This window comes from Piscinibacter sp. HJYY11, from assembly GCF_016735515.1.
GTDB lineage: Bacteria > Pseudomonadota > Gammaproteobacteria > Burkholderiales > Burkholderiaceae_C > Rhizobacter.
Window position 1 is genome coordinate 274,916 of the sequence record NZ_JAERQZ010000002.1, and the last position, 12,918, is coordinate 287,833.

13 protein-coding genes are annotated in these 12,918 nt (G+C 67.6%); 12 read left to right on the forward strand and 1 reads right to left on the reverse strand.

Going from position 1 to position 12,918, the window contains the following annotated elements; genetic code table 11:
- Nucleotides 1–6: 6 nt before the first annotated feature.
- The 12 genes from JI745_RS25005 to JI745_RS25055 are packed head-to-tail and all read left to right on the forward strand — an operon-like array spanning nucleotide 7 to nucleotide 11,184.
- Nucleotides 7–519: a TlpA disulfide reductase family protein gene (locus JI745_RS25005; RefSeq protein WP_201813227.1), complete on the forward strand. Its 513-nt coding sequence runs from the start codon at nucleotides 7–9 to the stop codon at nucleotides 517–519.
- Nucleotides 519–761 carry a DUF4266 domain-containing protein gene (locus tag JI745_RS26585; protein WP_236675440.1) on the forward strand — a complete coding sequence of 81 codons (243 nt, stop codon included), beginning with the start codon at nucleotides 519–521 and terminating at the stop codon, nucleotides 759–761. The genes JI745_RS25005 and JI745_RS26585 overlap by 1 nt, the downstream gene beginning before the upstream one ends.
- Nucleotides 748–1,923, forward strand: coding sequence for a DUF3570 domain-containing protein (locus JI745_RS25010; RefSeq protein WP_310738767.1), 1,176 nt, complete (start codon nucleotides 748–750; stop codon nucleotides 1,921–1,923). The genes JI745_RS26585 and JI745_RS25010 overlap by 14 nt, the downstream gene beginning before the upstream one ends.
- 14 nt (nucleotides 1,924–1,937) lie before the next feature.
- Nucleotides 1,938–2,549 (forward strand): AraC family transcriptional regulator, encoded by a 612-nt coding sequence (locus JI745_RS25015; protein ID WP_236675442.1) that lies wholly within the window; start codon nucleotides 1,938–1,940, stop codon nucleotides 2,547–2,549.
- A 33-nt stretch (nucleotides 2,550–2,582) separates the two neighbouring features.
- Nucleotides 2,583–4,508 (forward strand): lipopolysaccharide assembly protein LapB, encoded by a 1,926-nt coding sequence (locus JI745_RS25020; protein WP_201813230.1) that lies wholly within the window; start codon nucleotides 2,583–2,585, stop codon nucleotides 4,506–4,508.
- Complete coding sequence (locus JI745_RS25025; protein WP_201813231.1) at nucleotides 4,495–7,293, forward strand: tetratricopeptide repeat protein; 2,799 nt, start codon at nucleotides 4,495–4,497, stop codon at nucleotides 7,291–7,293. Before JI745_RS25020 ends, JI745_RS25025 begins: the two co-directional genes overlap by 14 nt.
- Nucleotides 7,280–8,041, forward strand: a complete 762-nt coding sequence (locus JI745_RS25030; RefSeq protein ID WP_201813232.1) for a tetratricopeptide repeat protein — start codon at nucleotides 7,280–7,282, stop codon at nucleotides 8,039–8,041. Before JI745_RS25025 ends, JI745_RS25030 begins: the two co-directional genes overlap by 14 nt.
- Nucleotides 8,041–8,364 carry a hypothetical protein gene (locus JI745_RS25035; protein WP_236675443.1) on the forward strand — a complete coding sequence of 108 codons (324 nt, stop codon included), beginning with the start codon at nucleotides 8,041–8,043 and terminating at the stop codon, nucleotides 8,362–8,364. Before JI745_RS25030 ends, JI745_RS25035 begins: the two co-directional genes overlap by 1 nt.
- A gap of 36 nt (nucleotides 8,365–8,400) precedes the next feature.
- Nucleotides 8,401–9,057, forward strand: a complete 657-nt coding sequence (locus JI745_RS25040) for a MotA/TolQ/ExbB proton channel family protein (protein ID WP_201813234.1) — start codon at nucleotides 8,401–8,403, stop codon at nucleotides 9,055–9,057.
- Nucleotides 9,058–9,097: 40 nt separating this feature from the next.
- Entirely contained in the window at nucleotides 9,098–9,601 is a 504-nt protein-coding gene (locus tag JI745_RS25045) for a biopolymer transporter ExbD (RefSeq protein ID WP_201813235.1), read from the forward strand.
- 12 nt (nucleotides 9,602–9,613) lie between these two features.
- On the forward strand, nucleotides 9,614–10,099 hold the full coding sequence (locus tag JI745_RS25050; RefSeq protein WP_201813237.1) for a biopolymer transporter ExbD: 486 nt from the start codon (nucleotides 9,614–9,616) through the stop codon (nucleotides 10,097–10,099).
- Nucleotides 10,100–10,101: 2 nt separating this feature from the next.
- Nucleotides 10,102–11,184 carry an AgmX/PglI C-terminal domain-containing protein gene (locus JI745_RS25055; RefSeq protein WP_201813241.1) on the forward strand — a complete coding sequence of 361 codons (1,083 nt, stop codon included), beginning with the start codon at nucleotides 10,102–10,104 and terminating at the stop codon, nucleotides 11,182–11,184.
- A gap of 45 nt (nucleotides 11,185–11,229) precedes the next feature.
- Here JI745_RS25055 and JI745_RS25060 read toward each other — a convergent pair whose 3' ends face one another.
- Nucleotides 11,230–12,909: an isovaleryl-CoA dehydrogenase gene (locus JI745_RS25060; RefSeq protein WP_201813242.1), complete on the reverse strand. Its 1,680-nt coding sequence runs from the start codon at nucleotides 12,907–12,909 to the stop codon at nucleotides 11,230–11,232.
- Between the last annotated feature and the right edge of the window lie 9 nt (nucleotides 12,910–12,918).

Here is a 12,918-nt window from a genome sequence, read left to right on the forward strand (position 1 = left end):
CATTTCATGACCTCGAAACTCCTCCGCATCGTGCCCCTGGCGCTGGGCTCCTTCCTGCTGGCGGCTGCCGGCCTGGCGAACGCCGCCGCGACCGTCGGCACGAACGCCCCCGACTTCACCCTCAAGACGCTGAACGGCCCCAACATGCGCCTGCAGGAGCAGCGCGGCAAGGTCGTGCTCGTGAACTTCTGGGCGACCTGGTGCGGGCCCTGCCGCAAGGAGATCCCGCACCTGAACCGCATCTCCGACAAGTACAAGTCCGCCGGGCTCGTGCTGATGGGCGTGAACATCGACGAAGACGTGCGCAACGCGGCCGACGTCGCCAGCAAGCTCAAGGTGAGCTTCCCGGTGCTGCTCGACACCGACAAGGCCGTGAGCAAGCTCTACGACCTGAACAGCATGCCCTCCACGATGGTGATCGACCGCAGTGGCAAGGTGCGTTTCCTGCACCGCGGCTACCAGGACGGCTACGAAGACACCTACGACCAGCAGATCCGCGAGCTGCTGAAGGAAAGATGATGCGCCGCTCCATTACCGTCTGCGTGCACATGCTGGCCGCGGCGGCCGTTGCCGGCCTGCTGAGCGGGTGCGGCAGCATCGAGCCCTGGGTCAAGCCCTATGAGCGCGAGCGCCTGGCGTCGCCGCTGCTGCAGTTCTCGCGCGATGGCCTGTCGGCCAAGCATTTCGAGCATGTGCGCGAAGTGCGCGAGGGCGGGCGCGGCGCGACCGGTGTGCAGGGAGGCGGCTGTGGCTGCAACTGACGGCCGTCGTGTGCTGTCCATCGCCCGTGCCCTGGGTGCCGGCCTGCGCCGCGTGATGGCGGTGCTGCGCCGCCAGCCGCGCTCGGCGGTGCAGGCCGCGGGCCTGCTCGGCGGTGCGCTCGCCAGCGGCGTGGCCGGTGCAGCGCCCACCCTGCCGGAAGACCGTGCCGACGCGATGCTCCACGTCTACGAAGGCGGCGGCCTCAAGGCCTACGGCCCGGCCTTCCTCGTGCGCAAGAAGCTGGGCGAGAACCTGTCGCTCTCGGCCAACTACTACGTCGACATCGTCAGCAACGCGTCGATCGACGTCGTCACCACCGCGAGCCCCTACAAGGAAACGCGCAACGAATACATCTTCGCGGCCGACTACGTGGTGCGCGATGCCACTCTCTCGGTCAGCACCTCGCACAGCAAGGAGCCCGACTACATCGCCGACGCGACCAGCGTCGACGTGGCGCAGGAAGTCTTCGGTGGCATGACCACGCTGTCGCTCGGCTTCACCCGGGCCGAAGACAAGGTCGGCCGCAAGAACGATGGCTTCTTCGACCACGCGGTGCATTGGCGCTACCGCCTGGGCCTGACGCAGATCCTGAGCCCCACCTGGCTCGCCAGCGTCAACTGGGAGGCGGTCGCCGACGACGGTTTCCTCGGCAGCCCCTACCGCGTGGCGCGTGCCTTCGGCGCGGCAGTGCCCGAACGCAACCCGCGCACACGCTCCAGCCGGGCCATCAAGTTCCGCGTGCTGGGCGAAGTGAAACCCGGCCATGCGGTGCGCGCCGAGTACCGCTACTTCTGGGACAACTGGCAGATCAAGGCCCACACCACGGAGCTCGGCTACAGCCGCCACATCGACGAGCTGTGGCTGGTCGACTGGTACGGCCGCTACTACACACAGGGCAAGGCGCTCTTCTACAGCGACAACGCGACCTCGGCCACGACCTACCTGTCGCGCAACCGCCAGCTCGCCACCTTCAAGAGCATGAGCCTGGGCGCCAAGATGGCCTACACGCTCAAGCGCGTGCCCGGCAGCTACGACCTCAAGCTCAACGTCGCCGTCGAGCGCATCAGCTTCAAGTTCTCCGACTTCACTGACATCCGCACCGGCCAGGCCTACAAGCACGATGCCAACGTGGTGCAGGTGTTCCTGACGGCCAATTTCTGATTCGAGAGCCTGCCATGAACTTCATCTCCCGCTGCAAACGCCTGGTCGCGATGCTGCTGCTGGCTGGCTCGGTCTCGTGGGCCCAGACGCCTGCTCCTGCGGCAGCCCCCGCCGCCGCCGCGCCTGCGCCGGCGGCTGCCGCTGCCTCGGCTGCGGCCGCGCCCGCATCGGCTGCCTCCGCTGCCGGCCTCGACACCCGCGTGCAGGAAGCCAAGACCGACGTCATCAAGCTCAACCGCGACCTGCTGGTGCTCGAGGAGGAACTGCTCTTCCCGGCCAACACGCAGGTGGCGGTGTTCGTGTCGATGGACGTGGGCAAGCTCTTTGAGCTGGAGTCGGTGCAGATCAAGCTCGACGACAAGGTCGTCGCCAACTACCTCTACACCCCGGCCGAGGTGAAGGCGCTTCACCGCGGGGGCGTGCAGCGCCTGTACCTCGGCAACCTGAAGGCCGGCACGCACGAGATCGTGGCGCTCTTCACCGGCGGCGGCCCGCACTTCCGCGACTACAAGCGCGGCGCCACCGTCAAGTTCGACAAGGGCACCGAGCCCAAGTACATCGAGCTGCAGATCAAGGACTCGCAGGGCAAGCTGCAGCCGGAGTTCCAGGTCAAGGTCTGGCAATAAGGCGCACGCTTCTTTGATCCCGTTCCCGACCTCATGGCCTCTCGACTGACATCGGCGGTGAAGCTCCGGCACCTGGGCGTGGCGCTCGCCGTGGCCGTGGCCGCCTCGGCGCCGCTTGCCGCGGGCAAGAAGGTGGCGCACCTGGTGCAAGACCCGCATTACGGCGACACGCTCTTCCACTTCTACCAGGAGCGCTACTTCACCGCGATCACCGGCCTCATGGTGTCGCAGCATTTCAACCGGGTGCCGAAGCATGCCGACGAGGCCGAGCTGCTGCGCGGCGGGATGCTGCTCTCCTACGGCATGCACCGCGAGGCGGGCGAGATCTTCACGCGCCTGATCGAGAAGGGCGCCGAGCCTGCGGTGCGCGACCGGGCCTGGTACTTCCTCGCCAAGATCCGCTACCAGCGCGGCTTCTACGCCGATGCGGCCGATGCGCTCTCGCGCATCGAGAAGAACCTGCCGCCCGAGCTCGAAGAAGACCGTGTGCTGGTCAAGGCCAACGTGCTCATCGCGTTGGGCAACTACGCCGGCGCCGCCACGGCACTCAACGCCGTGCCCGGCATCGAGAAAGAGATCTCCGAAGGCACCACCAGCGCGCACCTCTACGCCCGCTACAACCTCGGCGTGGCACTCGTGCGCAATGGCGACACGGCCAAGGGCGCCGCCTTGCTCGACCAGATCGGCAAGGCGCCCACGCCCAAGCAGGCCACCGAGGAATTCCGCAGCCTGCGCGACAAGGCCAACGTGGCGCTCGGCCTCGCTTCGCTGCAGGCCGACAAGCCCGACGCGGCCGGCCCGTTTCTGGAGCGTGTGCGCCTGAACGGCCCGCAGTCCAACAAGGCCTTGCTCGGCTTCGGCTGGGCCTACGCCTCGGTCAAGAACCACAAGCAGGCGCTCGTGCCCTGGACGGAGCTCGCCGACCGCGACGCGAGCGATTCGGCCGTGCTCGAAGCGAGCATCGCGCTGCCCTATGCCTATGGCCAGCTTGGCGCCTTCGGCCAGGCGCTCGATCGCTACAACGCCGCCATCGAGCTCTTCGAGCGCGAGAACAAGGGGCTCGACGAATCCATCGCCGCCATCCGTTCCGGCAAGCTGATCGAAGGCCTGCTCGAGCAGAACCCTGGCGACGAGATGGGCTGGTTCTGGACCATCCGTTCGCTGCCGCAGATGCCGCATGCCGGCCACCTGACGCAGGTGCTGTCGCAGCATGACTTCCAGGAAGCCTTCAAGAACTACCGCGACCTGCTGTTCCTCACGCGCAACCTGCAACGTTGGAAAGACAACCTCGGCGTGTTCAACGACATGCTCGACAACCGCCGCAAGGCCTACGCCGAGCGCCTGCCCATCGTGCTCGCCAAGGCCAGCCAGAGCGGCCTGCAGGACATGCAGCTGCGCGCTGCAGGACTGGCCGCCGAGATCGCCGAAGCTGAAGGCAAGGGCGATGGCGAGGCCTTCGCCAATGCCAAGGAGCGCGAGCTGATCGAGCTGATCGAGGGCGCGAAGGCTGCGCTCAAGAACGCGGGCAACGACCCCGAGAGCGTGGCGGCCCGCGAGCGCCTGCGGCTGGCGGCCGGTGCGATGGTGTGGCGCCTGGCGCAGGCCTACCCGCAACGCGCCTACGAAGCGCGCCGCGACCTGGAGACGCTCGATGCCGGCGTGGCCGAAGCGAAAGCGCGCGAGGCCCGCCTGCAACAGGCCCAGCGTGACGAGCCCGCGAAGTTCAACCGCTTCGGCGAGCGCATCACCGAGCTCGGCAAGCGCGTGGACGTGCTGATCCCGCAGGTCGTGGCCTTGAGCCAGGAGCAGCAGGCCGCGCTGCAGGAGCTGGCCGTGGCCGAGCTCGTGCGCCAGAAGGAGCGGCTGGCGGCCTACAGCGTGCAGGCCCGCTTCGCCGTGGCACAGCTGTACGACCGGGCCACCAAGGCCACGAAGGAAGGCGGCGATGCAGCCAAATAAGCTTGCCGCCATCACGCTTGCGTGCCTGCTCGCCGGTTGCGCCGGCAAGCGCACGGCCCAGGCGCCCGAGCCCCCCACGCTCAAGAGCCTGGCCGGCCGCCAGATCGACGTGCAGGCCGACCCGGTGGCCGCCGTGCCCGAAGAGAAGGCGATCACCGCCTACCGCAAGTTCCTTGAAGTGGCGCCCAACGCGCCGCAGCGCAACGAGGCGATGCGCCGTCTCGGTGACCTGGAAATGGACGCGGCCGACAACAAGCTCGCCAGCGGCGAAGGCTCCGGCAACCCCGACTACAAGGCCGCGATCGCGCGCTACCAGGAGTACCTGAAGGCCTTCCCGAACGACCCGGCCAACGACCGCGTCTACTACCAGATCGCCCGTGCCTACGAGCAGGGTGGTGAGCTCGAGAACGCGCTCAAGACGCTCGACACGCTGGTCGCCCAGTACCCCAAGACGCAGTTCCTCGAAGAAGCGCAGTTCCGCCGCGGCGAGATGCTCTTCAGCCTGCGCGAGTACAACAAGGCCGAGAAGGCCTACGCCACCGTGCTGGCCGGCAACCGGCAGGGCAACTTCCACGAGCGTGCGCTGTACATGCACGGCTGGTCGCTCTTCAAGCAGAGCCAGGTGGAAGAAGCGCTCAAGTCCTTCTTCGGCGTGCTCGACCTCAAGGTCGCCAACCGCGCCGGCGGCGCCGAGCTCGACAGCCTGGAAGGCCTGACACGCGCCGACCGCGAACTGGTGGAAGACACCTTCCGGGTGGCCTGCCTCTCGCTGGCGAGCCTCAATGGTGCGGAGTCCATCCCGGCCTACGTGACCACCGACGACCGCAAGTCGTACGAGTTCCGCGTGTACCAACAGCTGGGCGAGCTCTACATCAAGCAGGAGCGCACGAAAGATGCGGCCGATGCCTTCGGCGCGTTTGCCAAGCGCCAGCCGCTGCACGCGCAGGCGCCACAGCTGCAGGCGCGCGTGATCGACATCTACCAGAGCGCCGGCTTTGCCACGCTCGCGATCGACGCGAAGAAGGACTACGTGTCGCGCTACGGCGGCGAAGGCGAATTCCGCAAGGCCAACCCCGAGGGCTGGGCCGCGGCGCAGCCGCTGGTCAAGACGCACATGGCCGAGCTGGCACGCCATCACCACGCGCTGGCGCAGAAGAGCAAGGCCTCGGCCGACTACCAGGAGGCGGTGCGCTGGTACCGCGCCTACCTGGGCGCCTTCCCGAGCGACCCGGATGCGGCGCAAAACAACTTCCTGCTGGCCGAGCTGTTGCGCGAAGACAGCCGCTTCCCCGAAGCAGCCACCGAATACGAGAAGACGGCCTACCAGTACCCCGCGCACGAGCGCAGCGCCGATGCAGGCTACTCCGCGCTGCTGAGCTACGCCGCGCAGGAGAAGCGCGTGCAGGGCAACGAAGCGCAAGCCCTGCAACGCACGGCGGTCGACAGTGCGCTGCGTTTCGCCAAGTCCTTCCCCGCCGACAGCCGCACGCCCACCGTGCTGACCAACACCGCCGAGAAGCTCTTCGCGCTGCGAGACGAGCGTGCCGAGCCGGTGGCCGAACAGGTGCTTGCGCTGCAGCCGCCGGCGCCCGCCGCTCAGCGCCGCGTGGCGTGGACGGTCGTGGCGCACTCGGCCTTCGAGTCGAACCGCTTCGATCGCTCGGAAAAGGCCTACCTCGAGGTGCTGGCCCTGACGCCAGAGAAGGAAGCCGGCCGCAACGAGCTCGTCGAGCGCGTGGCGGCCTCCGTCTACAAGCAGGGCGAGCAGGCCAAGGCCGCCGGCAAGCTGCGCGATGCCGTGGGCCACTTCAACCGCGTCGCCGTTGTCGCGCCGCAAGCGGCGGTGCGCGCCAATGCGCAGTACGACGCGGCTGCGGCGTTGATCGCCCTGAAGGACTGGGACCTCGCCGCCAGCACGCTGGAAGACTTCCGCACCCGCTTCCCCAAGCACCCGCTGCAGGCTGACGTGGGCGGCAAGCTCGCGGTGGCCTACATGGAGAAGGGGCAGTGGAGCCGTGCTGCCACCGAGTTCGAGCGCCTGGCCGCGAGCAGCACCGACGCGAAGGTGGCGCGCGCCGCCTTGTGGCAGGCCGCCGAGCTGCACGAGAAGGGCGGGGCCCGCCCGCTTGCCGCCAAAACCTACGAGCGCTACCTGAAGCAGTACCCCGATCCGCTGGAGACCAGCGTCGAGGCCCGCTGGCGGCTCGCGCAGATCGCCAAGAAGGACGGTGATGCCAGGCGCGAGATGGCGTTGATGAACGACATCTACCGAGCCGACGCCGCCGGCGGCAACGCCCGTACCAACCGCACCCGCTACCTCGGGGCGATGGCATCGCTCGCGCTGGTGGAGCCCGTCTACGAGGCCTACCGGAAGATCCAGCTGGTGGAGCCGCTTGCGAGGTCGCTCAAGCTCAAGAAGGCCAAGATGGACGAGGTGCTCAAGGCCTACAGCGCTGCGGCCAACTCCGGGGTAGCCGACGCCGCCACCGCGGCCACGTACCACATCGCCGCGACCTACCAGGACTTCAGCAAGGCGCTGATGAGTTCGCAGCGGCCGAAGAAGCTGTCGAAGCTCGAGCTGGAGCAGTACAACCTGATGCTGGAAGAGCAGGCCGACCCCTTCAACGAGAAGTCGACCGAGCTGCACGAGATCAACGCCCGCCGCACCGCCGACGGCATCTACGACGAGTGGGTGAAGAAGAGCTTTGCCGCGCTCAAGGAACTGCGGCCGGTGCGCTACGGCAAATCTGAAAAGAGCGAGGCGATCGTCGATGCCATCCGCTGACCGCCTCACCTCCTGCGGCGCGCTGCTCGCCGCGCTTTGCCTGACCGGCTGCGCGTCCCTGTTTGACTCGCGTGCCGACGAAGCGGCGCCTGCACCCGCCGCGCCTGTGGCGCCCGCACCGGTGGCAGCGGCCACGCAACCCAGGGTCGCGGCTGCTGCGGCGCCTGCCGCACCCGCTGCTTCTGCACCGGCGCCCAAGGCGGCCGAGCCCGAGCTGGCGGCCATCACGCCTGCTGCCCAGCGCGCCTTCGACGACGCGCGCCGCGCGATGCGCGCCGGCCGCATGGACGATGCGGAGCGGGGCTTCAAGTCGCTGATCCAGTTCCACCCCGAGCTGGGCGGCCCGCATGCCAACCTGGGCCTGATCTACCGCCAGGCCAACAAGCTGCCGGAGGCCGTGGCGGCGCTGGAGCAGGCCACCAAGGTGAGCCCCCGGCAGCCCGTCTACTTCAACCAGCTCGGCATCACCTACCGCATGCAGGGCCAGTTCGCCAAGGCACGAGAAGCCTACGAGCGCGCGATCGATCTCGACGGCAACTATGCCGCGCCCGTGCTCAACCTGGGCGTGCTGTACGACCTCTATCTTTGGGACCCGAAACGCGCCGCGGAGCACTACGATCGCTACCTCGCGATGTCTCCGGGGGGCGATGCCAACGTCACCAAGTGGCTGGCCGACCTCAGGAACCGCAAGCCGCCCGCGGCGGCCGCTGCAGCGCCTGCCGCCGCGCCGCGCAAGGAGAAGGAATGATGACGACGCGCACCCTGCTGCTGGCTTGGATCGCCTTGCTCGCCTGGCCCGCGGCCCACGCGCAAGACCGCGCCGACATCGACGGCACCAAGATCATCGGCAACCGCGAGCTGCCCAAGGTGCTGTACATCGTGCCCTGGAAGAAGCCGGTGCAGAGCGAGCTCTCGGGCAAGCCGCCGGCGAGCGTGCTCGACGAGGCGCTGGCGCCGGTCGACCGCGACGTGTTCCGCCGCCAGGTGCAGTACGACAACCAGGTCCAGTCCGCGAAAGCGGCCGCCACCCCGACACCCGCCCCCTCGGCCACGCCCACCGCGCGGCCTTGAACCTTTCACCTTGATCCGTTCCCACAGGAGACTTCCATGAGCGTCGTCGATTTTGCTGTCAAGTTCTTTCAGGACAGCGGTGTCGCCATCTACTTCAGCATTGCGATCATGGCCGTCGGCCTGGCCATCGCCATCGAGCGCTACGTGTTCCTGATGCGAGCGCGCAGCGAGAACCGCAAGCTCTGGGCGAAGGTCCTGCCCATGCTGCAGAGCGGCCGCTTCAAGGAAGTGCACAGCGCCGCGTCGAGCTCCGATGCCGCCATCGGCAAGATCGTGGCCAACGGCCTCGAGCGCATGCAGAGCCCGGCCCGCCGTGAAGACATCGATGCCGCGATGGAAGAGGGCATGATGGAAATCGTGCCGCGCCTGGAGAAGCGCACGCACTACATCGCCACCCTGGCCAACGTGATCACGCTCGTGGGCCTGCTCGGCACCATCATCGGCCTGATCAAGGGCTTCACCGCGGTGGCCGCGGTGAACCCGGCCGAGAAGGCCGAGCTGCTGTCGGCCTCGATCTCGATCGCGATGAACAACACCGCCTTCGCGCTGTCGGTCGCGATTCCCTTCCTGCTGGTGCACGCCTTCCTGCAAGCCCGCACGACCGAGATCGTCGACGGCCTGGAAGCCGCCAAGATCAGCTTCCTCAACGTGACGGGCCGCATCAAGGCGGAGCAGCAGGCTGCTGCCCGCTGAGCTTCTGACGAACCCTTAGTCTCTACCGAAGAGGCCAGACATGCCCATCCGACGCCCGAGCAAGCCCGTGGCGCACCTGGAGGTCACCGCGTTCATCAACGTGATCGTGGTGCTCGTGCCCTTCCTGCTGTCGACGGCAGTGTTCTCGCGCCTCGCGGTGCTCGAGCTGTCGCTGCCCGCGAAGAACTCGCCCGGGGTCGAGCAGCTGAAGGTCAACGACCTCAAGCTCGAGATCGTGGTGCGCCCCGATGCGCTGGAGGTCGGTGACCGCATCGGCGGCCTGATCCAGCGCGTAGGCAACACGCCCACCGGCTACGACCTGGCGGCGCTGTCGGCGCTCATGCAGCAGATCAAGACGAAGTTCCCCGACACCAAGGCCGCGAGCGTGCTGGCGCAGCCCGACACGTCGTACGACGTGCTGGTGCAGGTGATGGACGCCGTGCGCGAAGCCAAACCGCCCAATGCCGGGCCCAAGACGCCGAACATCGAGCTCTTCCCCGATATCTCCATCGGTGATGCGCCCATCAGTGCGCCGAAGAAGTAAGGAGAGCCGCTCATGAAAATGACCGGAATCGAAAAGCGCGCCGCACGGCTGGCGCGCAACCAGTCGGGCCTCGACATGAACCTCGTGGCCCTGATCGACATCTTCACGATCCTGATCTTCTTCCTGATGTCGAGCACCGGCATCGAGGTGCTGACCAATTCCAAGGCGGTGAAGCTGCCTGACTCCATTGCGGAGAAGGCGCCGCGCGAGACCATCGTGGTGGCGGTGAGCGACACCGACATCCTGGTCGACGGCCGCAGGGTCGCGAGCGTGGCCGAGGCCAATGCCATCCAGGGCGACCTGATCCCGGGCCTGAAGGCCGAGCTGGACATCCTGGCGAGCCGCCAGGTGGTGGGTGCCGACAAGGACGCCACCAGCAAGGCCGTCACCATCATGGGCGACAAGAAGATCCCCTACAGCCTCTTGCGCAAGGTGATGTACACCAGCGCGCGTGCGAACTTCAGCGAGATCGCATTTGCCGTGAACAGGAAGAGCTGACCATGGCTGCCCTTGCCGCAATCACCTTCCGCCCGCATGTGCTGGCCTGGGCCGGCGTGCCCGAGGACGACAAGCGCTATCGCCGCATCCTGAACGCGGTGCTGGTCATCACGGCGCTGATCTGCCTGTTCCTGCTCCTGATGCCCACGCCGAAGGAAGACCGCGCCAAGCCCGCGGAGCTGCCACCTCGGCTGGCCAAGCTCATGATCGAGCAGAAGGAGACCCCTCCGCCGCCTAAACCCAAGGCGCCGGATGTGGCGACGAAGGAGCAACCCGAGCTGAAGCCCGGCACGCCCGAGCCTGTGCGCCCCGAGCCGCAGAAGAAGGCGGCACCGGTGCCCGAGGCCCGCCAGCCGCAGCCGAACCGGCCACCGGGCGAGATCGAAGGTGCGCGGCGCAAGGCTGCAGGCGTGGGTCTCCTGGCGATGAAGGACACGCTGAACCAGATGCACAGCGCCCCGACAGCCGTGCAGCTCAACCCCAACATCAAGCAGGGGCCTGGTGTGGGCGCCGGTGTGGGGGTGGGTGTCGGTGCGGGCACGGACCAGGGCACGCCCGACCGCGCCATGATCACGTCGAACGCCACCGGCGGCAGCGGCGGCATCAACACCGCCGGCTACAGCCGCAACACCGGCGGCGGCGGCCTCGCGGGCCGAGGCACCACGCTGGTCGAAGGCGTGGCCGGAGGCGGTGGTGGTGGCGGCTTCGGCGGTGGTGGCCGTGGCGGCACCGGCGCCGGGTCAGGCCAGGGCGGTGGTGGCGGTGGAACCTTGCAGAAGGGCGGCAGCGGCAAAGCTTCTCGCTCGATCGAAGACGTGCGCCTCGTGTTCGAGCGCAACAAGGGCTCGATCTACGCCATCTACAACCGCGCGCTGCGCGACGAGCCTACGCTGCAAGGCAAGGTGGTGTTCAAGCTCACCATCGCGCCGAGCGGCGAGGTGGTCGACCTCAAGATCGAGGCCAGCGAGCTCAAGAACCAGGACCTCGAGCGCAAGCTGCTCGCGCGCATCAAGCAGTTCGACTTTGGGGCGAAGCAGGTGGATACGCTGATCGCTACCTATCCGGTCGACTTCCTGCCGTCTTGATATTTCGTGCTGGCGCGAAAGGCCGTGCCCCGCAGAGACCCGGCCTCAGCCCTTCGCAGGTGTCGCCCGAGAAATGATGGCCGCGCACTCCACGCCACCTGGCAGCGTGCCGTACTGAGCGGCACCTCGCTGCCCCAAGCGGGAAGAGCAGAAGGCATCGGCGACATACGCCGGCGCGTGCTGCACCAGCAAGGCCGACTGAAGCGCGAGCGCCATGCGGTCCACGAGCCCACGCGCGCGGTACTCCAGATCGTCGAGCTTGCCGAGCTCGCCCTTCAAGGCACCAACCCATTGATCGAGCAAGGCGTTGCCCCCATTGGCGCGTTGCACCTCTGCAAAGAAGGCCTGCACGACCTCAGGTGTCTTCTGCATTGCGCGCAGCACGTCGAGGCATTGCACGTTGCCGCTGCCTTCCCAGATCGCATTGACCGGTGACTCGCGGAAGAGGCGAGGGAAGGGGCTGTCTTCCATCACACCGCTGCCGCCGATGCACTCCATCGCCTCGTAGGCGTGCTGCGGTGTGCGCTTGCAGATCCAGTATTTGCCGACCGCGGTGCACAGGCGCACCAGCAGGTCTTCGTGCGGGTCGTCGCGGTGGTCCATCGCGCGGGCGAGGCGCATCGTGAGCGCGAGCGAGCCTTCGGATTCGAGCACCAGGTCGGCCAGTACGTTCTGCATCAGCGGCTGCTGGTTGAGCCGCTTGCCGAAGACGGAGCGGAGCGAGCAATGGTGCAATGCTTGCGCCACGGCCGCGCGTTGCCCGGCCGACGAGCCGATCATGCAATCGAAGCGCGTCATCGACACCATCTCGATGATCGTGCGCACGCCGCGCCCCGGCTCGCCCACCATCCAGGCGAGCGCACCGCGCAGCTCGGTCTCGCTCGAGGCGTTGGAGACGTTGCCCATCTTGCGCTTGAGGCGTAGCACCTGCAGCGCGTTCTTCGTGCCGTCGGGCCGCCAGCGCGGCAGCAGGAAGCACGAGAGCCCCGCCGGTGTTTGCGCGAGGACGAGGAAGGCGTCGCACATCGGCGCCGAGACGAAGTACTTGTGGCCGATGAGTTCATAGGCCTCGCCAGGGCCCTCGACGCCGATGGCGTGAGCCTGCGTCGTGTTCGCCCGCACGTCGGAACCGCCTTGTTTTTCGGTCATCGCCATGCCGATGGTCAGGCCCGCCTTCTCGGTGTGGACCACGTTGCGCGGGTCATAGCTGCGCGACGTGATGCGCGGCTCCCACCATTGCGCGAGTGCCGGCGTGGTGCGCAGCGAAGGGATCGACGCAAACGTCATCGTGATCGGGCAACCGTGCCCCGCCTCGACCTGCGAGTGCATGTAGAAACGCGCCGCGCGGGCCACGTGCGCACCCTCGCGCGGGTCAGCCCATGGCGAGGCGTGCAGGCCGTGTTCGATCGAGGTCTTCATCAGCGTGTGGTACGCCGGGTGGAACTTCACGAGGTCGACCCGGTGGCCGAAACGATCGTGCGTGTCGAGCTCGGGTGGGTGCTTATTGGCGAGTGCGCCGAGCTCGAGGTGCTCGGCCGTGCCGACCAGTTCACCGAAGACCGCCAGGTCGTCGTGCGCCCAGGCCGCACCCTCGCGCGCGACGGCTTCGGCCAAGGCTTGGTCCTGGAGGTAGAGGTTGTAGTCCGCGAGCTCGCTCGACACGTTGAAGACCTCGTGCGTACTCGCGAGCGGCGATGGGGTGAGGGCAGGGTGGGGAGCGTTCATCGCGTGTCT

Bases quoted from the DNA above. Each gene is read 5' to 3' on its own strand.
- JI745_RS25005 (WP_201813227.1), top strand. From the start codon at position 7: ATGACCTCGAAACTCCTCCGCATCGTGCCCCTGGCGCTGGGCTCCTTC.
- JI745_RS26585 (WP_236675440.1), top strand. From the start codon at position 519: ATGCGCCGCTCCATTACCGTCTGCGTGCACATGCTGGCCGCGGCGGCC.
- JI745_RS25015 (WP_236675442.1), top strand. From the start codon at position 1,938: ATGAACTTCATCTCCCGCTGCAAACGCCTGGTCGCGATGCTGCTGCTG.
- JI745_RS25020 (WP_201813230.1), top strand. From the start codon at position 2,583: ATGGCCTCTCGACTGACATCGGCGGTGAAGCTCCGGCACCTGGGCGTG.
- JI745_RS25025 (WP_201813231.1), top strand. From the start codon at position 4,495: ATGCAGCCAAATAAGCTTGCCGCCATCACGCTTGCGTGCCTGCTCGCC.
- JI745_RS25030 (WP_201813232.1), top strand. From the start codon at position 7,280: ATGCCATCCGCTGACCGCCTCACCTCCTGCGGCGCGCTGCTCGCCGCG.
- JI745_RS25035 (WP_236675443.1), top strand. From the start codon at position 8,041: ATGACGACGCGCACCCTGCTGCTGGCTTGGATCGCCTTGCTCGCCTGG.
- JI745_RS25040 (WP_201813234.1), top strand. From the start codon at position 8,401: ATGAGCGTCGTCGATTTTGCTGTCAAGTTCTTTCAGGACAGCGGTGTC.
- JI745_RS25045 (WP_201813235.1), top strand. From the start codon at position 9,098: ATGCCCATCCGACGCCCGAGCAAGCCCGTGGCGCACCTGGAGGTCACC.
- JI745_RS25050 (WP_201813237.1), top strand. From the start codon at position 9,614: ATGAAAATGACCGGAATCGAAAAGCGCGCCGCACGGCTGGCGCGCAAC.
- JI745_RS25055 (WP_201813241.1), top strand. From the start codon at position 10,102: ATGGCTGCCCTTGCCGCAATCACCTTCCGCCCGCATGTGCTGGCCTGG.
- JI745_RS25060 (WP_201813242.1), bottom strand. From the start codon at position 12,909: ATGAACGCTCCCCACCCTGCCCTCACCCCATCGCCGCTCGCGAGTACG.